Genomic DNA, 22952 nt, shown 5'->3' with positions numbered 1-22952 from the left:
CGCTCAAACTCCCGTGGCCGGAATGCCGGTCCGCTCCACAGGCCGGGGCGAGGTCAGGGCCTTCCAGGAGGACAGGGCCTTGTTGACCGGGTTGTTGGCCTCGCGCTTCACGAACTGGCCGTGACCCTCCTGCGTCCGCATCTCGCCGTCATGCACGGCGACATGCCCGCGTGTGAGCGTGAAGCGCGGCAGGCCCTTCACGGTCTGGCCCTCGAAGACGTTGTAGTCGATGGCCGACTGCTGCGCGCTCGCCGTGATCGTCTTCTCCTTCGCCGGGTCCCAGACCACGATGTCGGCGTCCGCACCGACGAGGATCGCGCCCTTCCGCGGATAGCAGTTGAGGATCTTCGCGATATTCGTCGACGTGACCGCCACGAACTCGTTCGGTGTCAGCCGGCCCGTGGCGACCCCATGCGTCCAGAGCATGGGCAGCCGGTCCTCGAGCCCGCCGGTCCCGTTCGGGATCTTGGTGAAGTCGCCCACGCCGAAGCGCTTCTGCTCGGTCGTGAAGGCGCAGTGATCCGTCGCCACCACCGACAGCGACCCGGACTGAAGCCCGGCCCAGAGGCTGTCCTGATGCTTCTGGTTCCGGAACGGCGGCGACATCACCCGCCGCGCGGCGTGATCCCAGTCGGCGTTGAAGTACTCGCTTTCATCCAGCGTCAGGTGCTGGATCAGGGGCTCGCCCCAGACCCGCTTGCCCTGCATCCGCGCGCGGCGGATTGCCTCGTGGGCCTCCTCGCAGGAGACGTGGACGACATAGAGCGGCACCCCCGTCATGTCCGCGATCATGATGGCGCGGTTCGTCGCCTCGCCCTCGACCTGCGTGGGCCGCGAATAGGCGTGCGCCTCCGGCCCCGTGTTGCCCTCGCGCAGAAGCTTCGCCGACAACTCGGCCACCACGTCGCCGTTCTCGGCATGGACGAGGGCGATGCCGCCAAGCTCCGCCAGACGCTGGAACGACGCATACATCTCGTCGTCGTTCACCATCAGGGCGCCCTTGTAGGCCATGAAGTGCTTGAAGGTGGTGATCCCCTCCTTCTCGACGACGGTCTTCATCTCGTCGAAAACCTGCTCGCCCCACCAGGTCACCGCCATGTGGTAGGAATAGTCGCAACTCGCGCGGCCCGACTTGTTGTGCCACATCTGCAGCGCGTCGTGCAGGCCTTGCCCCGGCGCCGGCAGCGCGAAGTCGACGACCATCGTCGTTCCGCCCGACAAGGCGGCGCGCGTCCCGCTCTCGAAATCGTCCGAGGAATAGGTGCCCATGAACGGCATCTCGAGGTGCGTGTGCGGATCGATCCCGCCCGGCATGACATAGCAGCCGGTGGCGTCCAGTTCGGTGTCCCCCTTCAGGCCTTTGCCGATCTCGACGATCCTGCCGCCCTCGATCTTCACGTCGGCCGGATAGGTCAGGTCTGCCGTGACGACGGTCCCGTTCCTGATGACTGTGCTCATGGCATGCTCCCCGTGGTTTCATTGTTCCCGGCTCTTCTTCTGTCGAGAAGCACTCCGGGGGGTCCGGGGGCAGAGCCCCCGGCGCTCTCAATCCTTGTAGTCCGGCTCTTCCTTGTCGAGGATCCGCTTCATCTCGGCGAAATGGGCGTACTCGGCGTCCTTGTAGACCTGCCATTCCTCGGCCACCGCCTCGGCCATATCGTCTGACATGACCTTCAGCGGCTGGCCGGTCGAATAGGCCAGGACCAGCGTCTTCGCCGCGCGCTCGAGATGATAGAGCGCGTCCCAGGCCTCGGCCACCGTCGCGCCAAGCGTCGTGACCCCGTGGTTCTGCATCATCACCGTCGAATGGTTGCCGACCGTCTTCGCGATCCGCTCGCCCTCCTCGCCCTCGGTGGCGATGCCGCCGAAGTTCAAGTCGTAAGCGATGCGGTTGTGAAAGCGCGCCGTCACCTGGTCGATCGGCTTGATCGTCGGATCCGCGAGGCCGCAAAGCGCCGTTGCGTGCGGCGGGTGGATGTGCAGAGCCACGCGGGCCTGCGGCAACTCCCGGTGCAGCGCCGAGTGGATCGCCCAGGCGGACGGATCGGGCGCGTCAGGCCGGTCCATCGCCGAAGGGTCGTCGGCATCACATAGGACGAGGTCGGAGGCGCGGACGCGGCTCCAGTGCACCCACTTCGGATTGACGACGAAGCGCTTCCCATCCGTGCTGACCGCGGCCGAGAAGTGGTTCGCCACCCCCTCGTGCCAGCCATAGCGGCAGGACAGCCGGATCGCCGCCGCGAGGTCGATGCGGGTCTGGGTTTCGTCGAGTGTGGTGTCGTGTTGGGTCATTATCCCTCCATCGCAAGTGCAATTGGGCCAGACTCGCCCTTGGTGGCGTATCGCCCGTTCACGATCGCAGAGCACTCAAGAAGTTCTGAGTATTGTCTCGGGTCTGACCGCCTTAAACGTTCGGCGTCCATAATGAGCAGTGTCAGTGTTTCGCCATCAGCGAGCCTGAACTCGGAAAGCCCTGGTGGGCTAGCGGTTAGTGAACCCATCACGTCGATCCACGCGTCCATGTTCCGACCGTACCCATCGAAAAAACCAAAGGCCCCGGAAAAGGCCGCATGAAAATCCTCAACGAGATCTTGGGCCGTCAGACGGACGATTGTCACCTCTCCACCCCCGCCGTCTCGACCACCGCGTGGAACAGACTGCCGGGGATCTTCCGCGCGTCCGCGCTGACCGCGGCCGAGTGGTTCGCCACCCCCTCGTGCCAGCCATAACGGCAGGACAGCCGGATCGCGGCGGCGAGGTCGATGCGGGTCTGGGTTTCGTCGCGTTTGGTGTCGTGTTGGGTCATGTCCGAAGCTCCATGCCTGCCCCGGACCTGATCCGGGGCCTCGAGCCAGTTGCGCCCACTAAAGGCGTTATTGCGAGCAGTTCTCTGCGAGGTCCCGCGTCGAGCGCGGGACGTGTCAGTGATCGTGTATCGAAGTGCCGAGGTCCCGCCAGCGCGGATTGATTTCGGCGATCAGAGCCTCCTTCCACCCGCGTCGCCACCTCTTCAGCCTGCGCTCGAAGTCTCTCGCGTCGGACCTCGTCTCGAAGACGCGATACCACACCAAGGTAGTTATCCCATACTTCGCGGTATGGACGCTGCCGCGACCAGAGCGATGCTGGTCCAGGCGATGAGACAGGCTTGACGTCTCGCCCACGTAGAGCGCCCCGAATGGCCGAGAGGCGAGCATGTAGACGACGTGCATCGCGAGGGTGTCGCGTATCGACGTTTACAGAGAGTGAATTCTCTTCGAGGCCCCGGATCAGGTCCGGGGCATGGTGCTCCGTCCTCACCCCTCCACCCCCGCCGTCTCCACCACCGCGTGGAACAGCACGTCCGCGCCCGCCGTGGCCCAGTCCTTCGAGATCTCCTCGGCCTCGTTGTGCGACAGCCCGTCGACGCAGGGGCACATCACCATCGCGGTCGGCGCCACGTCGTTGATCCAGCAGGCGTCGTGGCCCGCTCCGCTCACGATGTCCATGTGGGAATAGCCAAGCCGCTCGGCGGCATCGCGGACGGCCTTCACGCAGCCCGGATCGAAGGCGGGCGGCTCGAACTGGCCGACGACCTCGGCCTCGAACCCGACGCCGATGTCCTCGCAGAGCTTCGGCGCGCGCTCGTAGAACTCGGCCTCCATGCCGTGCAGCTTCTCGGGCAGGTGCGAGCGGAAGTCGACCGTGCAGACGACCTTGCCGGGGATCACGTTCCGCGAGTTCGGGTAGACGTCGATATGCCCGATGGCCCCCACCGCGTTCGGCTGGTTCTTCATCGCGATCTCGTGGACGAGCTCGGTAATCAGCGCCAACCCGCGCCCGGCGTTCTTCCGCATGTTCATCGGCGTCGAGCCGGTGTGGCTGTCCTTGCCGGTAATCGTGCATTCGATCCAGCGCAGGCCCTGACCGTGGGTGACGACGCCGATATCCTTGCCCTCGGCCTCGAGGATCGGGCCCTGCTCGATGTGCAGCTCGAAGAGCGCGTGCATCTTGCGCGCGCCGACCTCCTCGTCGCCCTTCCAGCCGATCCGCTCCAGCTCGTCGCCGAAGCGCTTGCCCTTGGCGTCCTTGCGATCGTAGGCCCAATCGAGTTCATGCCGCCCCGCGAAGACGCCGGAGGCCAGCATGGCGGGGGCAAAACGCGTGCCTTCCTCGTTGGTCCAGTTCACGACGACGATGGGATGCTTCGTCCTGATGTCGAGGTCGTTCAGCGTCCGCACTATCTCCAAACCGCCGAGAACGCCCAGCACTCCGTCGTACTTGCCGCCCGTCGGTTGCGTGTCGAGGTGCGACCCCACGTAGACAGGCAGCGCATCCGGGTCCGTGCCTTCGCGCCGGGCGAACATGTTGCCGATCCGGTCGACGCCCATGCTGAGCCCCGCCTCCTCGCACCAGCGCCGGAACAGGTGCCGCCCCTCGCCGTCCTCGTCGGTGAGCGTCTGGCGGTTGTTGCCGCCCGCGACGCCCGGCCCGATCTTCGCCATCTCCATCAGCGAGTCCCAAAGGCGGTCCCCGTCGATCCTCATGTTCGCGGCTGGCTGGGTCATCTTCGCGGGGCCTCCTCAGTCGATCTCGTGCAGCACCTCGCGGAGCGTCTCCGCAAGCTGATCGATATGCGCCTTCTCGATGATGAGCGGCGGCGACATGGCGATGGTGTCGCCCGTCGTGCGGATCATGATATTCTTCTCGAAGGCCTTGAGGAACGCCGAGAAGCCGCGCTTGACCGGCTCGCCCGGGATCGGCTCCAGCTCGATGGCGCCGATCAGGCCCATGTTGCGGACGTCGATGACGTTCGGGCAGTCCTTCAGCGAATGGACCGCATCCTCCCAATAGCCTTCCAACTCGTGCGCGCGCTCGAAGAGGCCTTCTTCACGATAGACCTCCAACGTGGCGAGGCCCGCCGCGCAGGCAATCGGCGTGGCGGAATAGGTGTAGCCGTGGAAGAACTCGATGATGTGTTCGGGGCCTTCCATGAAGGCGTCGTGGATCTTGCCCGTCGCCAGGACCGCGCCCATGGGAATGACGCCCGAGGTCAGGCCCTTGGCGCAGGTGATGAGGTCGGGCGTCACGCCGAAGCGGTCGGTGGCAAAGGCCGCCCCCATGCGGCCGAAGCCCGTGATGACCTCGTCGAAGATCAACAGGATGCCGTGCTTGTCGCAGATCGCGCGCAGCCGCTCCAGGTAGCCCTTCGGCGGCAGGATCACGCCCGCCGAGCCCGAGACCGGCTCGACGATGCAGGCCGCGATAGTCTCGCCGCCATAGATCGCCGCCTGGCGTTCAAGCTCGTCGGCGAGGTGCATCCCGTGCTCCGGCTGCCCGCGCGAGAAGGCGTTCTCCTTCAGGTGCGTCGCCGGAAGGTGCGACACGCCCGGCAGCGAGGGGAACAGGCGCTTGTTGTTGGTAATGCCGCCGACCGAGATGCCGCCGAAGTTCACGCCGTGATAGCCCTTCTCGCGGCCGACGAGGCGGGTCCGGTTCCCCTGCCCCCGCGCCTGATGATACGCCAGCGCGATCTTGAGCGCGGTGTCGACGCTCTCGGAGCCCGAGTTGGTGAAGAAGACGTGGTCGAAGCCATCGGGCGCCATGTCGCGCAGGGACGAGGCCAGTTCGAAGGCCAGCGGGTGCCCCATCTGGAAGGCGGGCGCATAGTCGAGCAGCCCCGCCTGGCGCTGGATCGCCTCGGTGATCTTCGGGCGACAGTGGCCCGCGTTGCAGCACCAGAGGCCCGCCGTTCCGTCGAGGACCTGTCGCCCGTCAGCCGAGGTGTAGTGCATGTCCTTCGCGGCCACGAGCATCCGGGGCGCCTTCTTGAACTGCCGGTTCGCGGTGAACGGCATCCAGAATGCGGAGAGATCATTGGGACGATCGAGCGCCATGGCCAACCTCGTTCAGAATCTGAGAATATTGACCAAATGGTCAGGAGGACGCTAGCAGAGGCATGAGGGCAGTCAAGAGCAGCACCGGAGAGGATCGAGAGTGAACGTCGAGCGACCGCGCACCCGCATCCAGAAGAAGAACCGCGAGACCATTCTCGACGCCGCCCTCGCCGTGTTCTCGGCCGAGGGCTTCCGAGGCGCGACGCTGGACCAGATCGCGGAGACGGCCGGTCTGTCGAAGCCGAACCTTCTTTATTACTTCGCGTCGAAGGAGGCGATCTATTCCGAGCTTCTGTCGACGCTTCTCGACACCTGGCTCGATCCCCTTCGCGCGCTCGACGAGGCGGGCGACCCGGTGGACGAGATCGTGGGCTACGTCATGCGCAAACTTCAGATGAGCCGCGACATGCCCCGCGAAAGCCGCCTCTTCGCGCAGGAGATCGTGCAGGGCGCACCAAGGATCCTCGAACAGATCGAAGGCCCGCTGCGCCGTCTCGTCGACGACAAGGCAGCGCTTGTGACGCGCTGGATCGACACGGGGCGCATTGCGGCGCTCGACCCCTATCACCTGATCTTCTCGATCTGGGCCACGACGCAGCACTACGCCGACTTCAACACGCAGGTCTGCTCCATCCTGAAGCCCGAAGGCGACGCACACATGGACGATGCCGCGACTTTCCTGTCCGCCTTCTATCGCCGCGCCCTCGATCCGCGTCAGCTTTAACTCTTCTCCAACCTTTCGTCGCTTAGGCTCCCATTGGGGGATTGAGAGAGGACGTTGGGCCATGATTCCCGCTGCTCCCGCACCGATCGCGGCCGTCCGGCCGCCGCATCCGGTCGCCGCTCAGACGGCACAGAAGACGACGCAGACGCCTGAAACCACGCGCGCCAGCGCGGGCGAGGCCGGATCGTCGGCCGTGCGCTCCGAGACGGTCGACGCCGCCAAGGCTGCCGAACAGTCCACGGTCGCGCCGCGCCTGCGCGATCAGGAACGCGCCGAGTCGAGCGACCGCCCTGTGGCGTGGAAAGACGCGCCAGCAGGCCCGCCGCCCGCATTCGAGGAAAGCCCGCTGGAACGACAGGCGCGCGTGGCCCTCGATCCGCCGGACGAGGTGGCTGCACCGCCCGCAAACGATCGCGTCGCCGAAGCGCCGCGGGAGCCGTCGGCAGACGAAGCGACACCGCGCCCCGCACCGGACCGCGTCGATCCGCCGCCGACGCCGACCGAACGGGCCGAGGCGAGCTTCAGCGAGACGCGCGCGCTGGCGTCGCCGCGCGACAGGGCGACCGTCGACGTCCGCAACTGACGCAGGGCGCCAGAGCCTCCGCTATTCCGCTGCCTTCGACATCGGGTTGTTGGGATGCGTCGTCCAGTTGGCGTAATTCGCCTCCACCCTGCGACCCGTGCGGGGATCGACCGTGCCGGGCGCCAGCCGTTCCATCGTGATGCAGTCCTCGACCGGGCAGACGTCGATGCAGAGGTTGCAGGCAACGCATTCGTCGTCCTTCACCTCGAAGACCCTCCCTGGGTTGATCGCGATGGCCTGGTGCGAGGTATCCTCGCAGGCGGCATAGCAGCGGCCGCACTTGATGCAGAGATCCTGGTCGATCCGCGCCTTGGTGACGAAGTTCAGGTTCAGGTACTGCCAGTCCGTCACGTTCGGCACCGCCCGGCCCGTCACCTTCGACACGCTGGTATAGCCCTTCTCGTCCATCCAGTCCGACAGGCCCGCCGTCATCTCCTTGATGATGCCGAAGCCATAGACCATCGCGGCCGTGCAGACCTGCACCGAGCCCGCGCCGAGGCTGAGGAATTCGGCCGCGTCGCGCCAGGTGGTGACGCCGCCGATGCCGCTGATCGGCAGTCCGCGCGTCTCGTCGTCGCGCGCGATCTCGGCCACCATGTTTAGGGCGATCGGCTTCACCGCCGGGCCGCAATAGCCTCCGTGCGAGCCCTTCCCGTCGATCGAGGGCTCGGGGCTCATGGTGTCGAGGTTTACGCTCGTGATCGACGAGATCGTGTTGATGAGGCTGACCGCGTCGGCCCCGCCGCGCTTCGCGGCTCTTGCCGGATAGCGGATGTCGGTGATGTTGGGCGTCAGCTTCACGATGACCGGCAGATAGGTGTAGGCCTTGCACCACTCGGCGACCATCTGGATGTATTCGGGCACCTGCCCCACGGCCGAGCCCATGCCGCGCTCGCTCATCCCGTGCGGACAGCCGAAGTTCAGCTCGATCCCGTCGCAGCCGGTGTCCTCGACACGTGGCAGGATCGCCTTCCATGCATGTTCCTCGCAGGGCACCATGATCGAGGCGATCAGCGCCCGGTCCGGGAAGTCGCGCTTCACGCGCGCCATCTCGTCGAGGTTCGTCTGCAGCGGCCGGTCGGTGATCAGCTCGATGTTGTTGATCCCCAGTACGCGGCGGTCCGCCCCGTGGATCACGCCGTAACGCGGGCCGTTGACGTTGACGATCGGCGGGCCTTCCTCGCCGAGCGTCTTCCAGACCACCCCGCCCCACCCCGCCTCGAAGGCGCGGCGGACATTGTACTCCTTGTCCGTCGGCGGCGCCGAGGCCAGCCAGAACGGGTTCGGGCTCTTGATGCCTACGAAGTTCGTGGAAAGATCGGCCATAGTTCTACCTCCCCGCTCGGCTCAGGAGCGCATGAATGTCCTCGGCCGCGTCCCGGCCCTCCTTCACCGCAGTCACGGTCAGGTCGTCGCCGCCGCGCGCACAGTCGCCGCCGGCCCACACACCGGGAACCGAAGTGCGCCCCGGACCCTGGACCGCGATCTTCAACCCCTCGAGGTCGAGCCCGCCCGGGACCCCGTCGAGATGCTGGCCGATGGCCTTCAGCACTTGGTCGGCCTTCAGCGTGAAGGTCTCGTCGCTGAGACGCAGGCCGTCGGGGCCGTCTTGCGTATAGGCGAATTCGACCCCCGCGACGTGCGCGTCGCCGATCAGACGCACGGGCGCCGCACCTGAGATGATGCGGACACCCTTCGAGGCCGCGAGGTCCTGCTCGAAACTCGAGGCCGACATGGCCTCGCGTCCGCGGCGGTAGACCAGCGTCACGCTTTCCGCCCCCAGAAGCTTCGACTGGACCGCCGCGTCGACCGCCGTCATGCCGCCGCCGATAACCACGACGTCGCGGCCCACGGCCATGCGCGTCAGGTCGGGCGACTGGCGCAACTCGCCGATGAAGTCGACGGCGTCACGGACATGCGCGTGTTCCTCGCCCTCGGTCCTGAGCGCGTTGACGCCCGCAAGGCCCACACCCAGGAAAACGGCGTCATATTCACCGCGCAGGTCGTCGAGCGTCAGTTCGTGCCCCAGACGCTGGCCGGTCCGCAACTCGATGCCGCCGATCTGCATCAGCCACTCGACCTCGGCCTGGGCGAAACCCTCGACCGTCTTGTAGCTGGCGATGCCGTATTCGTTCAGCCCGCCCGGCTTTTCCTTCGCGTCGAACATGACGACGTCGTGGCCGTGAAGGGCGAGGCGATGCGCGCAGGCCAGCCCCGCCGGTCCCGCTCCCACGACCGCAATCCGCTTGCCAGTGGGTGCGGCGCGGGTGAAGGGATGAACGCCCGCGGCCATGAGCGTGTCGGTCGCATAGCGCTGAAGCCGCCCGATCTGGACCGGCCGTCCTTCGGCCGCCTCGCGGACGCAGGCTTCCTCGCAAAGCTGTTCGGTCGGGCAGACGCGGGCGCACATGCCGCCGAGGATGTTCGCCTCGAAGATCGTCTTCGCGGCGCCGCCCGGGTTGTCGGCCTGGATCTGGCGGATGAACAAGGGGATGTCGATCGACGTCGGACACGCCGTCACGCAGGGCGCGTCGAAGCAGAAATAGCAGCGGTCGGCCGCCACCATCGCCTCGTGGTCGTCGAGAGGCGGATGAAGATCGCCGAAGTTGAGCGATAGCGCGTCCCGGTCCAGGCGGCCCGGAACCACTCCGGGTGTGCGTGGCGTGTTCGACATGAAGGTCTCCCTGTCTGTCCTTGACCGAAAGACTGCCACAGGCCGAAATTTTATCAACTGGTAAATTTTCCAGGCCTTTCGAGCGAGGCGCTTTTCCTCGGCCCGCCCGTTCCGTATAAGTGCCCGCACAAGAACGATGCAGAACCGGGCAGCCGAGGGGCAAGAATGACCAAGCGATCGCACGACGACGACGTCGAGTTCATCAAGGCTTTGGCGGAACTTCTGAGCGAGAACGATCTCTCGGAGCTGCAAGTCAAGCGCGACTATCCCGACGAGGGGAGCCTCAACATCCGCGTCAGCCGCATCGTGGCGCCGACACCCGTGCAGCAGGTCATCCAGGCGCCGCAGCATTCCATGCCTCAGCCGCCCACGCCCCCCGCAACACCCGCCACGCCGCAAGCCCCCTCGACCGACGACGATCCGGCGAACCTGCCGGGGGTTGTCAAGTCGCCCATGGTCGGCACCGCTTACCTCTCGCCCGAGCCGGGGGCCGCCGCCTTCATCAAGGTGGGCGACCAGGTAAGCGAGGGACAGACCCTCTGCATCGTCGAGGCGATGAAGACCATGAACCAGATCCCGGCACCCCATTCGGGCACCGTGAAGCGCATCCTGATCGAGGACGGCGCTCCCGTCGAATTCGGCGCCCCCCTGATGGTCGTGGCGTAGGCGCATGTTCGACAAGATCCTGATCGCCAACCGCGGAGAAATCGCGCTCCGCGTCATCCGTGCCTGCCGCGAGATGGGCATCAAGTCGGTCGCGGTTCACTCGACCGCCGATGTCGACGCCATGCATGTCCGCATGGCGGATGAGAGCGTCTGCATCGGCCCGCCGCCGGGCAACCAGTCCTACCTGTCGATCCCCGCCATCATCTCGGCCTGCGAGATCACCGGCGCGCAGGCGATCCACCCCGGCTACGGCTTTCTGTCCGAGAACGCGAACTTCGTGCAGATCGTCGAGGATCACGAACTGACCTTCATCGGCCCCTCGGCCGAGCACATCCGCATCATGGGCGACAAGATCACGGCGAAGGAAACCGCCAAGAAGCTGGGCATCCCTGTCGTTCCCGGCTCGGAAGGCGGTGTGCCTGACCTCGAAGCGGCGAAGCGCATCGGCGAGGAGTTCGGCTATCCCGTCATCGTCAAGGCCACGGCCGGCGGCGGCGGGCGCGGCATGAAGCTGGCGAAGTCGGCGGCCGAGATGGAGAACGCCTTTCGCACGGCGCGGTCCGAGGCGAAGGCCGCCTTCGGCAACGACGAGGTCTATATCGAGAAGTACCTCCAGAAACCGCGTCACATCGAAATCCAGGTCTTCGGCGACGGCAAGGGCCGCGCGGTCCACCTGGGCGAACGGGACTGCTCGCTTCAGCGCCGGCATCAGAAGGTCTTCGAAGAGGCCCCCGGCCCCTCCATCTCGCCCGAAGAGCGCGCGCGGATCGGCAAGATCTGCGCCGACGCCGTCGGCGACCTGGGCTACTCGGGCGCGGGCACCATCGAGTTCCTCTACGAGGACGGCGAGTTCTACTTCATCGAGATGAACACGCGCCTCCAGGTCGAGCATCCGGTAACCGAGGCGATCTTCGGTATCGATCTCGTGCGTGAGCAGATCCGCGTGGCCGAAGGGCTGCCCATGTCCTTCACGCAGGACGAGCTTACGATCAACGGCCACGCCATCGAGATCCGGCTCAACGCCGAAAAGCTGCCCAATTTCTCGCCGTCGCCGGGGCGGATCACGCAGTACCACGCGCCGGGCGGCCTGGGCGTTCGGATCGATTCCGCGCTCTACGACGGCTACTCGATCCCGCCCTACTACGATTCCCTGATCGGCAAGCTGATCGTCCACGGCCGCGACCGGCCCGAGGCGCTGGCGCGCCTTTCGCGGGCCTTGTCCGAACTCATCATCGACGGCATCGACACGACCATTCCGCTGTTCGCCGCGCTTCTCGAGGAGCCGGACATCCAACAGGGCAACTACAACATCCACTGGTTGGAAAAATGGCTCGCCGCCAACGTCAAGTGAGGCGGGAGTGTCCGACCGCCGCCTGACGCCCGAGCTTCTGCTCGGCGCCTATGCGGCCGGCGTCTTTCCGATGGCCGAGACGCGCGATGCGTCGGAGATCTTTTGGGTCGATCCCGAACGGCGCGGCATCCTTCCTCTCGATGGCTTCCGCATGTCGCGGTCTCTGGCGCGGCGGATGCGGTCGGGACGCTTCCGCGCCACGCTCGACAGGTCGTTCCCGCAGGTGCTGGACGGCTGTGCCGACCGAGACGAGACCTGGATCAACGGGACGATCCGCGACCTGATGCTGGACCTGCACGCCCTGGGACCGGCGCACTCCTTCGAGGTGTGGGAGGGCGAAAAGCTGGCAGGCGGCATGTACGGCATTGCGCTCGGCGGCGCGTTCTTCGGGGAAAGCATGTTCTCGCGCGTCACCGATGGCTCGAAGATGGTGCTCGCGGCGGCGCTCGATCACCTGAGACGGTGCGGCTTCACCTTGTTCGACACGCAGTTCCTGACGCCGCACCTGGCGTCACTGGGCGGTGTCGAGATCACGCGCGCCGCCTATCGGGCCCGTCTCGCCCGCGCACTGGCGGATCGCGCTAGCATCGATGCAATCGCGATGGACGGCGACCTTCAGGCCGTCGTGCAGCGAATGACCCACACGTCGTAGCGAGGATGGTCGAGCGCGTTCAGCGCCGGGCTGGACGCGATCATCCAACCCTGGAACAGGACCGTCCCGTGCGACGGATCCTCGATCTTGACCCAGGCGTAGCCTTCGCCCGCGGGATTGTCCTCGGGATAGCGGCAGTCGCCCACGGTCACGGCGATGCGGCCGACCTGCGCCGTCTCGCCGATCTTCATCTCGAGGTCGGTGACCTCTCCCGACACCTTGTCGAGCCCCTTGAGCAGGGCGCCCGGCGCGGACCTGGCCTGAATGGTGTTCGCCTGCACGTCGGGCACCGCGACCGACGAGCCGTCGATGGGGGAGGTGATGACCGCCTCGGAACCGTCCTCGCGGACGACGATCTGACCCTGTGACGAGCCTTCCGGCAAAAGGATGATCTGCGGCTGGTCGACGCCGTCGTCGAGCGGGGCCGCCTCGATGGCCTCTTGCGCCGTGGCCGCGCCGGTCAGGAGCGCGAGGATCGCCAGCGCCCGCATCATTCCGCCGCCGCCTCGTCGCCGCCGCCGCCCACGAATTTGAGCAACAACTCGACAACCGAGACCGAGCTCTGCGTGTCCTCGATCTCGGACCCCGGATCGAGGTTCACGGGCGAGCCGCCCGGCAGGATCTCGACGTAGGAGCCACCCAAGAGGCCTTCGGAGGCGATGATGACCGCCGTGTCCTCTGGCAGCAGCAACTCGTCCTCGACCGCGATGACGGTCTCGGCGCGGAAGGTCTGGGGATCGAGGCGCATGTTCGCCACGCTGCCGACCTTGACGCCCGCAAGGCGCACGTCGGTTCCGACCGATACGCCTTCGGCCGTGCGGAACGAGGCGGTGTAGGTCGCGCGGTCGCCGGTGCCGAGGCCGATTCCGCCGACCTGCCCCATGTAGATCAGGAACCCGGCGGCAAGGGCTAGGACGCCGGCTCCGGTCAGGACTTCGGTGACGTTCTCGGACATGGTCTACTCCGGCACCCAGGCCTCGTAGTCGGTGCGTTCGACCGGCTGAGGATTGCGGATCGAGCCCGGCGGCGCATAGGCCGCAGGTGTTCCGGTCAGGTTCTCCTGGTGCGGCTTCTCCCACGTCTTGCGCGGCAGGGGCGAGGTCGTCGGTGGCTCGTCCCAGGTGTGGTGCAGCCAGCCGTGCCATTCGGGATCGACGCGGCTCGCCTCGGCCTCGCCATTGAAGATGACCCACCGGCGCCCGTTCGCGGACTTATAGAAAATGTTGCCCTGGTTGTCCTCGCCCACCTTCTGGCCCTTGCGCCAGGTGTGGAACTGGGTCCCGAGCGTCTGGCTGTTCCACCATGTCACCGAGCGGAGAAGCGTGTTGAGAATGCCCATCTGGACCTTTCCTGCCTGACTTGGCCCGGGTATGCCGCAAGGGCGCTGCAAGGTCCAGAGAAACAAGGGGAGATGCCCCTGCCCGCGCGGCGGGCTGCCGGTTGCGAAGCTGCCTATTCGAGAGGATCAGCGCGGCAGGCGCGCCGTGACTTCGATCTCGATTTTCATCTCGGAGTTCTGGAGGCCGGCCGACAGCATGGTGGCGGCAGGACGCGCGGTAGCGAAGGCCTGCGACGTGATGGGCCAGCAGAGGGGCCACTCGGCCGGGTCGGGAACGATATAGGTCACGCGAACGACGTGGTCGAGACCGCTCCCCGCCTTTTCCAAAGCGCGGTCAATCGTTTGCAGGGCGTTCCTGCATTGATCCTCGATGCTGACCGGCATCGTCATGGTGGCATAGTCATACCCGGTGGTCCCCGCCACGAAGACGAAGCTGTCGGCCACCACCGCGCGGGAATAGCCGATCTGCGCCTCGAAGGGCGACCCGGTGGAGATGTGCGTGACGGCCAAGGGGACCTTCCGAACCGGCGCGGCGGGCGTGTCAGCCTGCGCTCGCCGGCTCTTTCTTCGTATCCGCGTGGATCATCAAGGGCTTCGCGTCCGACATGACGGCTTCCTCGTTGACCACGACCTCGGTCACGCTGTCCATGCCCGGAAGCTCGAACATCGTGTCGAGGAGGATCGCCTCCATGATCGACCTGAGGCCCCGCGCACCCGTCTTCCGCTCGATGGCGCGCTTGGCGATGGCCTTGAGCGCGTCGTCGGTGAAGGTCAGCTGCGTGTCCTCGAGCTCGAACAGGCGCTGGTACTGCTTGACCAGCGCGTTCTTCGGCTCGGTCAGGATGGTCACGAGCGCAGGTTCGTCCAGATCCTCGAGCGTGGCGATAACCGGAAGGCGGCCGACGAATTCGGGGATGAGGCCGAACTTGAGAAGGTCTTCCGGCTCAAGCTCTTTAAAATGTTGTCCGATCGATTTTTCGTTCGGGTCGCGGACGTCCGCGCCGAAGCCCATGGCGCTGCCCTTGCCGCGTTGCGCGATGATCCTGTCGAGACCCGCGAAGGCGCCGCCGCAGATGAAAAGGATGTTCGTCGTGTCGACCTGAAGGAATTCCTGCTGCGGATGCTTGCGCCCGCCCTGCGGCGGCACCGAGGCGACGGTGCCTTCCATGATCTTCAGAAGCGCCTGCTGAACACCCTCGCCCGACACGTCGCGGGTGATGGACGGGTTGTCGGACTTACGCGTGATCTTGTCGACCTCGTCGATGTAGACGATGCCGCGCTGCGCCCGCTCGACGTTGTATTCGGACGCCTGGAGCAGCTTCAGGATGATGTTCTCGACATCCTCGCCGACATAGCCCGCCTCGGTCAGCGTCGTCGCGTCGGCCATCGTGAAGGGCACGTCGAGGATACGGGCCAGCGTCTGCGCCAGAAGCGTCTTGCCGCAGCCCGTGGGGCCGATCAGCAGGATGTTCGACTTGGCGAGTTCGATGTCGCCCTTCCCCGCGTGGTTCAGGCGCTTGTAGTGATTGTGGACAGCCACAGACAGGACGCGCTTCGCGTGCATCTGCCCGATGACATAGTCGTCGAGAACGTCGCAGATCTCGCGCGGGGCGGGAACGCCGTCGGACGACTTCAGGCCGGAGGCTTTGGTTTCCTCTCGGATGATGTCCATGCAGAGTTCGACGCACTCGTCGCAAATGAACACGGTCGGACCGGCGATCAGCTTGCGGACTTCGTGCTGGCTCTTTCCGCAGAACGAGCAATACAGGGTGTTCTTGCTATCGCCTGACGTGTTCGCCATTCCCAAACCTCTCGGCCTCGCGCCCCTGCCGGAAGGGCATTACCAGTCTTTCCAGAACCCTAAGCGAGCACCCCGGGGGGTACAACGCCAAATTGCCGACAGGCTTAAGCCCGATCACGAAGCGTTGTCGTCAGGCTTCGCCCGAGTGGTCACGATCTCGTCGATGAGACCCCAATCCTTTGCATCGTCGGGTGTCATGAAATTGTCCCGCTCTAGCGCCTTGTCGACCGCCTCGAGGCTTTGGCCGGTGTGGTGGACATAGATGTCGTTCAGCCGCCGCTTCAGCTTTTCGGTGTATCGGGCGTGGATCATGATGTCGGTCGCCTGGCCCTGATAGCCGCCGGACGGTTGGTGAACCATGATCGAGGAGTTCGGCAGGGAATAGCGCATCCCCTTTTCGCCCGCGGCCAGAAGCAGCGAGCCCATCGAGGCCGCCTGCCCCACGACCAGCGTCGAGATCTTCGGACGAATGTATTGCATCGTGTCGTAGATCGACAGGCCCGAGGTCACGACGCCGCCGGGCGAGTTGATGTACATCGAGATTTCCTTCGACGGGTTCTCGGCTTCGAGGTGAAGCAGCTGTGCGACGACAAGCTGGCTCATCCCGTCGTGGACCGGACCGTTGACGAAGACGATGCGCTCCTTCAGCAGCCGCGAGAAGATATCGTAGGCGCGTTCGCCCCGGCTGGTCTGTTCGACCACCATCGGGACGAGATTCATGTAGGTTTCGGTAGGATCTTGCATCTGCCTCGTCTGCCTCTTTCGCTCGCGTTCTTACGCCCTGGATCTTGCCAGAGTCTTAGTGTCGGCGGACGGGGCCTGCAAGGCACCCGACCTCCGAATGTTCAATCGCTGAACAGCCTGATGGCCGGTCAGCCGCGACTCGTGCGAACGAGAAGGCCGGGATTCGAGCCGTGCTCGCTCCAGGCGTCGAAGAGGGATTCGGCCAGGCGGTCCCTGTCGTCCCTGTCGCCGCGCGATGCGTTGCGCGCGATCGGATCAATGACGATGGGCCAGAAAAACCAGGCGGCCACGAGTACCAACAACAACACCGGAACGATGGGCAGCAAGCTCATTTCGGTATCCCCACGGTTTTTTAGTTTTAGCAGTGCGACCGGGCAGATAGGCCGCGACTCCATGAATTCGTCGTGAAAAGTGGCGAAAAGATGACGATAGGCGGCTTAACGCAACGGATGTACGAAAGTTCCCATACTGTTGCCTGAATATTCCTCATTGCGGCGATGTGGAATCAAGGTCCATATCCGGGCCATGGTTCACGTCTCGTCGCTTCCCCGCAATGACACCGGCATAGAAACGGTCGTCGGAATCCTGCGCCAACGCTTCGCCGACCGCTGCCAGACCGGCCGTGCGATCCGCGAGCAGCACGGTCACACGACGACCTGGATCCCGAACCAGCCGCCCGACGCCGTGATCTTCGCCGAGACGACCGAAGACGTGGCCGATGTGGTGCGCGCCTGTGCCGCGCACCGCGTGCCCGTCATTCCGTTCGGCACGGGTACGTCGCTCGAGGGACATGTGAATGCGCCGGCGGGTGGCATCTCGGTCGACACGACGCGGATGAACCGCGTTCTGGCGGTCCACCCCGAGGATCTCGACGCCGTCGTGCAGCCCGGCGTGACGCGGAAAGCGCTGAACGAGCATCTGCGCGCCACCGGCCTTTTCTTCCCGATCGACCCCGGCGCCGACGCCTCGCTCGGCGGCATGGCCGCGACGCGAGCCTCGGGGACGAACGCGGTTCGCTACGGCACGATGCGCGACAACGTCCTGTCGCTGGAGGTCGTGCTACCCTCGGGCGAGGTCATCCGCACCGGCCGGCGCGCCAAGAAATCGAGCGCGGGCTACGACCTGACGCGGCTCATGGTCGGCTCGGAGGGCACGCTTGGCGTCATCACCGAGCTGACCCTGCGCCTCTATGGCATCCCCGAAGCGATGTCCTCGGCCCGCTGCACCTTTCCGTCGGTCGAGGCGGCCTGCAACGCGGTCATCCTGACGATCCAGATGGGCATCCCCGTCGCTCGGATGGAACTTCTCGATGCCGAGAGCGTCGGCGCGATCAACGGCTACGCCGGTCTCGACCTTCCCGTGGCACCGCTCCTTCTGCTGGAATTTCACGGCTCCTCCGCCGGCGTCGCCGAGCAGGCCGAGGCCTTTGGCGACATCGCCTCCGAGGTCGGCGGCACCGGCTTCACCTGGACCACGACGGCCGAGGCGCGCAACAAGCTCTGGCAGGCGCGGCACGACGCCTACTGGGCCATGCTGACCTTGCGGCCCGGCGCGCAGGCCATAGCGACGGACGTGTGCGTGCCGATCTCGAACCTGGCCGAGGCGGTGACACGCAGCCAGGCGCGCGCGGCGGAACTGGGTCTTCTGTCGCCCGTGCTCGGCCATGTCGGCGACGGTAACTTCCACAACACGATCCTCGTCGATCCCGACGACGCCGAGGAACGCGCCAAGTGCGACGGCTTCATCTCGTGGCTTTCGGAGATGGCGCTGGAACTCGACGGGACGATCACCGGCGAGCACGGCGTCGGTCAGGGCAAGATGTTGTCCCTCGTAAAGGAGACAGGAGGCGCCGCCAGCGTGATGAGCGCGATCAAACGCGCCATCGATCCCGACGGGATCATGAACCCGGGCAAGATCCTCGGCGCCGACTAGCGCGCCAGAGGACCCCGGCGGTCTACGATCCGGCACGTGACGGCGCCCCCGATCTGCACCACTTCCGAGACACCCGTTTCCATCACTTCGGACAGTGCCTTGCGCCCGCGCGAGATGCGGCTCTTGAGCGTCCCCAGGGAGATGCCGCACATCTCGGCCGCTTCCTCGTACGAGAAGCCGGACGAACCGACGAGAAGGAGCGCCTCGCGCTGCTCGACCGACAGGCTGGCGACGGCGGCCATCACATCGTCGAGGTCAAGGCGGCCATCGTGGTCGGGCCGCGTCGCCAGCGCGGCGGCAAGCGGGCCGTCGATGTCCTCGAACCGGTGCCGCGCCTTTCGAAGGTGGGAATAGTAAGTGTTGCGGGTGATGGTGAAGAGCCAGGCACGGAGGTTGGTGCCCGGCCTGTACTTCCCGAAATTGGTCCAGGCCTTCACGACAGCGTCCTGCACGATGTCGTCGGCCACCGCTCGGTTCGGACACAGCGAATGCGCAAAGGCGCGCATCGCAACGAGGTGTTCGACCACATCCTCGCGCGAGGTATCGGGGCGCATCAATCCTCGGACCCGGGCGTCGGTGTCGATAGCCGCTTTTGTCTCAGACGTTCCAGAAGCACCTCGAACTGTTCCGGCATCTCCTCGTCCAGAACCCGCGCGTAGGCCGACCGCAGATTCCGGTCGACGGTATCGGACATGGTCTTGCGCTGTGGATCGTCCGGCATTTCAAATTCCAATGGAAACGGATGTGGCTGGGTCGCCTCTCTAAGAAGGAACGCACGGACAGAGGCAATTGTTGCCTAAGACGGCGCACGGAGGATGAAGTCAGGTCAGACCGGCAGGCGCGAACCTGAGCAGGACAGGCACGACAAGCTCCTCTTCGTCGGTCAGATGGCGGTCGAGAAATCCTTCCAGCCGGGCGAGTCCCTTGCCGAACGTCGCGGTCGCATCCTTGTGCCCCGTCCGGGCGGCGACAGCCCGCAGCGCTCCGTTTGCGTCCTGGGCGAAAGCCTCGAGATGACCGTCGATGGCATGATGATCGCGGTCGAGGATCTCGAAGCCGCGCGTCAGCCTCGTGTCGAGCGACTTGAGGTGAGGGAAGTAGTGTGCGTCCTCGATCATGTGGTGGCCGTGAAGCTCGCCCATGAACATCGAGCCGTAGCGCGACAGATGGGACGCGAAGACGTCGGGCGACAGCTCGCCGTCGAGAGCTTGCTCGGCTTCGGTCGCCATTGTCGCAGTCAGCTTGCGGAACATCAGGTGACGGTCGAGCCAGAAGCGGATCAGGCCGCTGAAGTTGGGGTCGGCCTCCCAGGCATCGCGCGGATAGGACTCCAGAAGGACACGCAGCGCGTCGGGAAGGGCGCTTCGCTCTTCCAGGGCCAGATGCGGGTCATCCACCGAATATTTACCTTTCTGCCGGCACTCGTTGCCGGTCTAGAGCGTTCGGGCGCGGGATGGAACTGACGATCCACATAGGCCCTCACAAGACAGGGACAACCGCCATACAGACCGCCTTTGCGGGTGCGGCGGCGACTTTGCGACGGCGCGGCGTGCTCTATCCGCGGGTCAACTGGATGTTTCCCGCCCAGCATCGTCTGGCGTTCGCCCTGAAAGGCAAACCCCTGCCCGGCGGCGAAAGACCGGATGCGACGCAAGAGCTGGATGTGCTGTCGCGGGTGCTGGAGCGCTTCGGTGGACGTGCGGTCCTTCTGTCGAGCGAAGAGTTCTTTGCCTGCCCGCCCGACGCCATCGCCCGGCTTCGTGCGCGCGTCGGCCCGGCGAGGATCGTGACCTTCCTGCGGAAGCCGGACGACTTCCTTCTGTCGTGCTACAATCAGAAGACCAAGCAGCCTGGAAACGGCTTCTCGGTGCCGGTGTCGCGCTTCATCGACGACCCTCGCCGGATCGCGCCGGAGATGGACTATCGGACGTGCGTCACAGCCTGGGCCGACGTCTTCGGCGACGAGGCGATGAGGGTCGAGCTGTACGAGGACGCGCCACCCCTGGCACGTCTGCGACAGTTCATGGGGACGGGGGAGGTGCCTTGCGACCCGCCGGGCAGGCCGAACGCCAGCGTCCCTGGACCGGTGGTCGAACTGATGCGTCACGCCAAGGCCATCGGCATGGACGACAGACGGCAGAAAAGATTGTTCGCGCGCGCCCGAGACGCCTTCGCCGCCAGCCCGCCCTTCGACATCCCTGCGGATGATCGCGCTCGGATACTTGCGGCAATGGAGCCGGATCTGACCAGCCTTTTCGCGCGGTTCGGTCGGGCCAACCCCTACCCTGCTCCCGCGCCCACATCGGCTGCGCCGCCACCGCCCAATGCCACGATCCGCGACGCGATGCGGCTTCTGGAAAGCCTCCTTTAACCTTCCGTCCGCGACCGCTATGTAATTCCCTTCGGCGCGGGGAACCTCTCGGTCCGATGCGGGTTCTTCCGCTCAGGAGCGTCTCTCTTTTGCATTTCGATACCGACCTTGCGGCCCGCGTGACCCCAGAAGGAAAGTCCAGAGGCTTTCGTCATGTTCTCCGCCAGGAAACCCGCGGCCTTCACGATGACGCCGAAGCTGCGTTCTCGTGGTTCGAGGCCGACCCCGCGGGGACGATGAGCCGCTTTCTGTCGGCCCACGCCAGCGCCGTCCGCCACCTTTTCCCCGCTCTTGCCGCTCATCGGTCGCGTCGCGTGCGCGGAGCCTCGTCGCGCCTGAAGGCGGCTCTCGAGAAGGACTGCGCGCGGCGCAACCTCGAGCCATTGAAGCTGGCGATGCCGCGATGCGACGAACCCCTCGCAGCGGCTTATGTGGTCCTCGGGTCGCGCCTCGGCGTCGAGGCGATGCGGCGGAACTGGGCGATGCCATCTCCCCTGCCCGCCTACATGGACCGGATCGACGTCCGTGGTGCCTGGTCGGCGTCCTGCGCCGCTTTGGACGGGATCGACCCGGGCAGCGCGCGGGCGCGCGACATCCTTCAGGCCACCGTCGTGGCTTTTCGGTCGTTCCAGACATCGGCCCTCGGCCAGGCCTGATCGACGGCTATTGCGAATCGATCGACCTCCTGGAGGCTCATCGGTCGACCATTTTTCGCGCAATTCTGATGTGGGCGCGACTGAGAGAGGTGGAGCTTCCAGAGACGTCTTCGGGCAGCCTCGCCGCCCGAAGCCTTGTCAGGTGCGTCCTGAAACCGCGCGCGCGATGAGCGCGCCGACAAACAGAACGATGAAGATGAAGAACAGGATCTGAGCGATGCCAGCGGATGCGCCGGCAATGCCGCCAAACCCGAACAACGCCGCGATCGCAGCTATCACCAGAAACGTCAGGGCCCAACCAAGCATGGTTGTATCTCCTTTCACGAACCACTGTTTGGAGAAACAACCGGCCAGCGTCCGCACGGTTCCGCGGCCCGGAGGAGACGCGCGTTGCCTCAGAAGGGTCCGATTACCCGTGACTTGCGCAAAATAGAGGTCACGTCAGCCTTGCGGAATGGAGGATCGAGGTTGAGCAGTCCGGCCATCTCGTAGGTCGACGGAAGGTCACCATCGACCACGACCACTGGCACTTCGCGTTTCAGAAGATCTCGCACACGATCGTGCTGGATCATCTCGGGCAGCGGCACTCCAAGAAAGGCAGCGCCGTAATGCGGCGCCCAGGCTCCTTCGTCGAGCGTCCGGAAGACATCGACGGTCGCACCGAACTCGGTCTCCAGCATCTCGGCCAGGTCCTCGGCAAGAACCACCTTCCCTGAAACGATCAGGAAGCGCAGCGGCACACCCGTCTCGAAGTCGTTCACGAAGTCGTTCATCGGTTTCCTGCTCCCTTCCCGGAGCGCGGAATATGGAACCAAAACCGATGTTTCACATTTAACTGTGACATAGCTGGAGGGGTCATGGTCACTGATTGTTCCGAATGTCCTCTCCGGAAGCTGGACACGTTCGAGACACTCAAGGGGGAAGAACTTGCGTTCATGCGCAGGTTCAAGTCCGGCGAACTCAATATCGGTGCCGGCACGCCTCTCTTGATGGAGGGCTCCAACAGTCCGCAACTCTATACCGCGCTGAAGGGTATGGGACTTCGGTACAAGATCCTTCCGAACGGCAACCGCCAAGTCCTGAACTTCGTTTTCCCCGGCGATTTCATCGGCTTGCAGGCCGGTGTCATGGGAGAGATGCAGCATTCGGTCGAAGCGGTGACGCCGATGGTTCTGTGTGTCTTCGACCGCAGCGATCTGTGGTCGCTCTTCAAGAACCAGCCCCATCGCTCCTACGATCTGACGTGGCTGGCCGCGATGGAGGAGCATTTCCTGAGTGAGATCCTGGCCTCGGTCGGCCAACTCTCGGCGATGGAGCGCATCTCGTGGGGGCTTCTGCGGTTCTACAAACGAGCGCAGGAAAGCGGCCTCGCGCGCGAGGGCCAATGCCCGATGCCCTTCAAGCAGCAGGATCTGGCGGACGCCCTCGGCCTGTCTCTCGTTCATACGAACAAGACGCTGATGCGCCTGAAGGAGCGCCAGATCGTAAGCTGGCGCGGGGGCGTGCTGCACATCCTCGACCGGGAAGAACTGGAGTCGATCGCGTTGGAGCAGAAGGAACGGCCGTCGGTCCGCGCCCTGATCTGA

Annotated in this window: 30 protein-coding genes; 9 read left to right on the top strand and 21 right to left on the bottom strand. The window is 65.3% G+C overall.

Features of this window, described 5'->3' with window-relative positions:
• Positions 1-3: 3 nt before the first annotated feature.
• The 7 genes from hydA to aptA all read right to left on the bottom strand — a co-directional run bounded on the left by hydA (position 4) and on the right by aptA (position 5873).
• Positions 4-1458 (bottom strand): dihydropyrimidinase, encoded by a 1455-nt coding sequence (gene hydA / locus EF888_RS09870; RefSeq protein WP_109758843.1) that lies wholly within the window; start codon positions 1456-1458, stop codon positions 4-6.
• Positions 1459-1545: 87 nt separating this feature from the next.
• Complete coding sequence (locus EF888_RS09865; protein ID WP_109758842.1) at positions 1546-2292, bottom strand: class II aldolase/adducin family protein; 747 nt, start codon at positions 2290-2292, stop codon at positions 1546-1548.
• Positions 2292-2618 carry a barstar family protein gene (locus tag EF888_RS22610; RefSeq protein WP_164721640.1) on the bottom strand — a complete coding sequence of 109 codons (327 nt, stop codon included), beginning with the start codon at positions 2616-2618 and terminating at the stop codon, positions 2292-2294. The genes EF888_RS09865 and EF888_RS22610 overlap by 1 nt, the downstream gene beginning before the upstream one ends.
• Positions 2615-2806 (bottom strand): hypothetical protein, encoded by a 192-nt coding sequence (locus EF888_RS21775; RefSeq protein WP_164721518.1) that lies wholly within the window; start codon positions 2804-2806, stop codon positions 2615-2617. The genes EF888_RS22610 and EF888_RS21775 overlap by 4 nt, the downstream gene beginning before the upstream one ends.
• 115 nt (positions 2807-2921) lie before the next feature.
• The gene (locus tag EF888_RS09855) at positions 2922-3209 is read right to left on the bottom strand and encodes a GIY-YIG nuclease family protein (RefSeq protein WP_109758840.1); all 288 of its coding nucleotides are present in this window, start codon (positions 3207-3209) and stop codon (positions 2922-2924) included.
• 84 nt (positions 3210-3293) lie between these two features.
• Complete coding sequence (locus tag EF888_RS09850) at positions 3294-4544, bottom strand: Zn-dependent hydrolase (protein ID WP_109758839.1); 1251 nt, start codon at positions 4542-4544, stop codon at positions 3294-3296.
• A gap of 15 nt (positions 4545-4559) precedes the next feature.
• Positions 4560-5873 (bottom strand): omega-aminotransferase AptA, encoded by a 1314-nt coding sequence (gene aptA / locus EF888_RS09845; RefSeq protein WP_109758838.1) that lies wholly within the window; start codon positions 5871-5873, stop codon positions 4560-4562.
• Between the two features lie 100 nt (positions 5874-5973).
• Here aptA and EF888_RS09840 point away from each other — a divergent pair, with 100 nt between their 5' ends.
• Together EF888_RS09840 and EF888_RS09835 are read left to right on the top strand one after the other, a co-directional pair.
• Positions 5974-6597 (top strand): TetR family transcriptional regulator C-terminal domain-containing protein, encoded by a 624-nt coding sequence (locus EF888_RS09840; RefSeq protein WP_109758837.1) that lies wholly within the window; start codon positions 5974-5976, stop codon positions 6595-6597.
• 61 nt (positions 6598-6658) lie between these two features.
• The gene (locus EF888_RS09835; RefSeq protein WP_109758836.1) at positions 6659-7180 is read left to right on the top strand and encodes a hypothetical protein; all 522 of its coding nucleotides are present in this window, start codon (positions 6659-6661) and stop codon (positions 7178-7180) included.
• 21 nt (positions 7181-7201) lie between these two features.
• Here EF888_RS09835 and preA read toward each other — a convergent pair whose 3' ends face one another.
• Together preA and EF888_RS09825 are read right to left on the bottom strand one after the other, a co-directional pair.
• A complete protein-coding gene (gene preA / locus EF888_RS09830) occupies positions 7202-8506 on the bottom strand; it encodes an NAD-dependent dihydropyrimidine dehydrogenase subunit PreA (RefSeq protein WP_109758835.1) in 1305 nt (434 codons plus the stop codon).
• Between the two features lie 4 nt (positions 8507-8510).
• Positions 8511-9854 (bottom strand): NAD(P)-dependent oxidoreductase, encoded by a 1344-nt coding sequence (locus tag EF888_RS09825; RefSeq protein WP_109758834.1) that lies wholly within the window; start codon positions 9852-9854, stop codon positions 8511-8513.
• Positions 9855-10019: 165 nt separating this feature from the next.
• Between EF888_RS09825 and accB the strand changes: the two genes are divergently transcribed.
• From accB to aat, 3 genes are all read left to right on the top strand, one after another.
• Positions 10020-10520, top strand: coding sequence for an acetyl-CoA carboxylase biotin carboxyl carrier protein (gene accB / locus EF888_RS09820; protein WP_109758833.1), 501 nt, complete (start codon positions 10020-10022; stop codon positions 10518-10520).
• Between the two features lie 4 nt (positions 10521-10524).
• Positions 10525-11871 (top strand): acetyl-CoA carboxylase biotin carboxylase subunit, encoded by a 1347-nt coding sequence (accC, locus tag EF888_RS09815; RefSeq protein WP_109758832.1) that lies wholly within the window; start codon positions 10525-10527, stop codon positions 11869-11871.
• A 70-nt stretch (positions 11872-11941) separates the two neighbouring features.
• A complete protein-coding gene (gene aat, locus EF888_RS09810) occupies positions 11942-12523 on the top strand; it encodes a leucyl/phenylalanyl-tRNA--protein transferase (protein WP_211312635.1) in 582 nt (193 codons plus the stop codon).
• On the opposite strand, the gene EF888_RS09805 is transcribed toward aat, so the two are convergent.
• The 7 genes from EF888_RS09805 to EF888_RS09775 form a co-directional block, all read right to left on the bottom strand.
• Positions 12487-13017 (bottom strand): DUF2155 domain-containing protein, encoded by a 531-nt coding sequence (locus tag EF888_RS09805; RefSeq protein WP_241239863.1) that lies wholly within the window; start codon positions 13015-13017, stop codon positions 12487-12489. The genes aat and EF888_RS09805 overlap by 37 nt on opposite strands.
• Entirely contained in the window at positions 13014-13478 is a 465-nt protein-coding gene (gene mlaD / locus EF888_RS09800) for an outer membrane lipid asymmetry maintenance protein MlaD (protein ID WP_109758830.1), read from the bottom strand. The genes EF888_RS09805 and mlaD overlap by 4 nt, the downstream gene beginning before the upstream one ends.
• Before the next feature lie 3 nt (positions 13479-13481).
• On the bottom strand, positions 13482-13862 hold the full coding sequence (locus EF888_RS09795; RefSeq protein WP_109758829.1) for an NADH:ubiquinone oxidoreductase subunit NDUFA12: 381 nt from the start codon (positions 13860-13862) through the stop codon (positions 13482-13484).
• Between the two features lie 126 nt (positions 13863-13988).
• Positions 13989-14372 carry a RidA family protein gene (locus EF888_RS09790; protein WP_109758828.1) on the bottom strand — a complete coding sequence of 128 codons (384 nt, stop codon included), beginning with the start codon at positions 14370-14372 and terminating at the stop codon, positions 13989-13991.
• Between the two features lie 31 nt (positions 14373-14403).
• Positions 14404-15663: an ATP-dependent Clp protease ATP-binding subunit ClpX gene (gene clpX, locus EF888_RS09785; RefSeq protein ID WP_109758827.1), complete on the bottom strand. Its 1260-nt coding sequence runs from the start codon at positions 15661-15663 to the stop codon at positions 14404-14406.
• 114 nt (positions 15664-15777) lie between these two features.
• Positions 15778-16407 carry an ATP-dependent Clp protease proteolytic subunit gene (locus tag EF888_RS09780; RefSeq protein ID WP_109758826.1) on the bottom strand — a complete coding sequence of 210 codons (630 nt, stop codon included), beginning with the start codon at positions 16405-16407 and terminating at the stop codon, positions 15778-15780.
• A gap of 128 nt (positions 16408-16535) precedes the next feature.
• A complete protein-coding gene (locus EF888_RS09775; RefSeq protein WP_109758825.1) occupies positions 16536-16739 on the bottom strand; it encodes a hypothetical protein in 204 nt (67 codons plus the stop codon).
• Positions 16740-16932: 193 nt separating this feature from the next.
• On the opposite strand from EF888_RS09775, the gene EF888_RS09770 reads away from it, so the two are divergent.
• On the top strand, positions 16933-18339 hold the full coding sequence (locus tag EF888_RS09770) for an FAD-binding oxidoreductase (RefSeq protein ID WP_109758824.1): 1407 nt from the start codon (positions 16933-16935) through the stop codon (positions 18337-18339).
• Here EF888_RS09770 and EF888_RS09765 read toward each other — a convergent pair.
• The 3 genes from EF888_RS09765 to EF888_RS09755 form a co-directional block, all read right to left on the bottom strand.
• Positions 18336-18893 (bottom strand): sigma-70 family RNA polymerase sigma factor, encoded by a 558-nt coding sequence (locus EF888_RS09765; protein ID WP_109758823.1) that lies wholly within the window; start codon positions 18891-18893, stop codon positions 18336-18338. The genes EF888_RS09770 and EF888_RS09765 overlap by 4 nt on opposite strands.
• Complete coding sequence (locus EF888_RS09760; RefSeq protein WP_109758822.1) at positions 18893-19060, bottom strand: NepR family anti-sigma factor; 168 nt, start codon at positions 19058-19060, stop codon at positions 18893-18895. The genes EF888_RS09765 and EF888_RS09760 overlap by 1 nt, the downstream gene beginning before the upstream one ends.
• A gap of 100 nt (positions 19061-19160) precedes the next feature.
• Positions 19161-19736 carry a hemerythrin domain-containing protein gene (locus EF888_RS09755; protein WP_109758821.1) on the bottom strand — a complete coding sequence of 192 codons (576 nt, stop codon included), beginning with the start codon at positions 19734-19736 and terminating at the stop codon, positions 19161-19163.
• A gap of 56 nt (positions 19737-19792) precedes the next feature.
• Between EF888_RS09755 and EF888_RS09750 the strand changes: the two genes are divergently transcribed.
• Entirely contained in the window at positions 19793-20710 is a 918-nt protein-coding gene (locus tag EF888_RS09750) for a hypothetical protein (RefSeq protein WP_109758820.1), read from the top strand.
• 236 nt (positions 20711-20946) lie between these two features.
• Positions 20947-21366, top strand: coding sequence for a heme oxygenase-like domain-containing protein (locus EF888_RS09745; RefSeq protein WP_126918549.1), 420 nt, complete (start codon positions 20947-20949; stop codon positions 21364-21366).
• 138 nt (positions 21367-21504) lie between these two features.
• Here the strand turns inward: EF888_RS09745 and EF888_RS09740 are convergent, their stop codons facing one another.
• Together EF888_RS09740 and EF888_RS09735 are read right to left on the bottom strand one after the other, a co-directional pair.
• Positions 21505-21672: a DUF1328 domain-containing protein gene (locus EF888_RS09740; RefSeq protein WP_109758818.1), complete on the bottom strand. Its 168-nt coding sequence runs from the start codon at positions 21670-21672 to the stop codon at positions 21505-21507.
• Between the two features lie 89 nt (positions 21673-21761).
• Positions 21762-22139: a hypothetical protein gene (locus EF888_RS09735; RefSeq protein WP_109758817.1), complete on the bottom strand. Its 378-nt coding sequence runs from the start codon at positions 22137-22139 to the stop codon at positions 21762-21764.
• Between the two features lie 84 nt (positions 22140-22223).
• Here EF888_RS09735 and EF888_RS09730 point away from each other — a divergent pair, with 84 nt between their 5' ends.
• Positions 22224-22952 (top strand): Crp/Fnr family transcriptional regulator, encoded by a 729-nt coding sequence (locus EF888_RS09730; protein ID WP_109758816.1) that lies wholly within the window; start codon positions 22224-22226, stop codon positions 22950-22952.

The organism is Silicimonas algicola (assembly GCF_003970735.1).
In the GTDB taxonomy this organism is placed as follows: domain Bacteria; phylum Pseudomonadota; class Alphaproteobacteria; order Rhodobacterales; family Rhodobacteraceae; genus Silicimonas; species Silicimonas algicola.
This window is presented reverse-complemented; position numbering and strand designations above follow the sequence as displayed.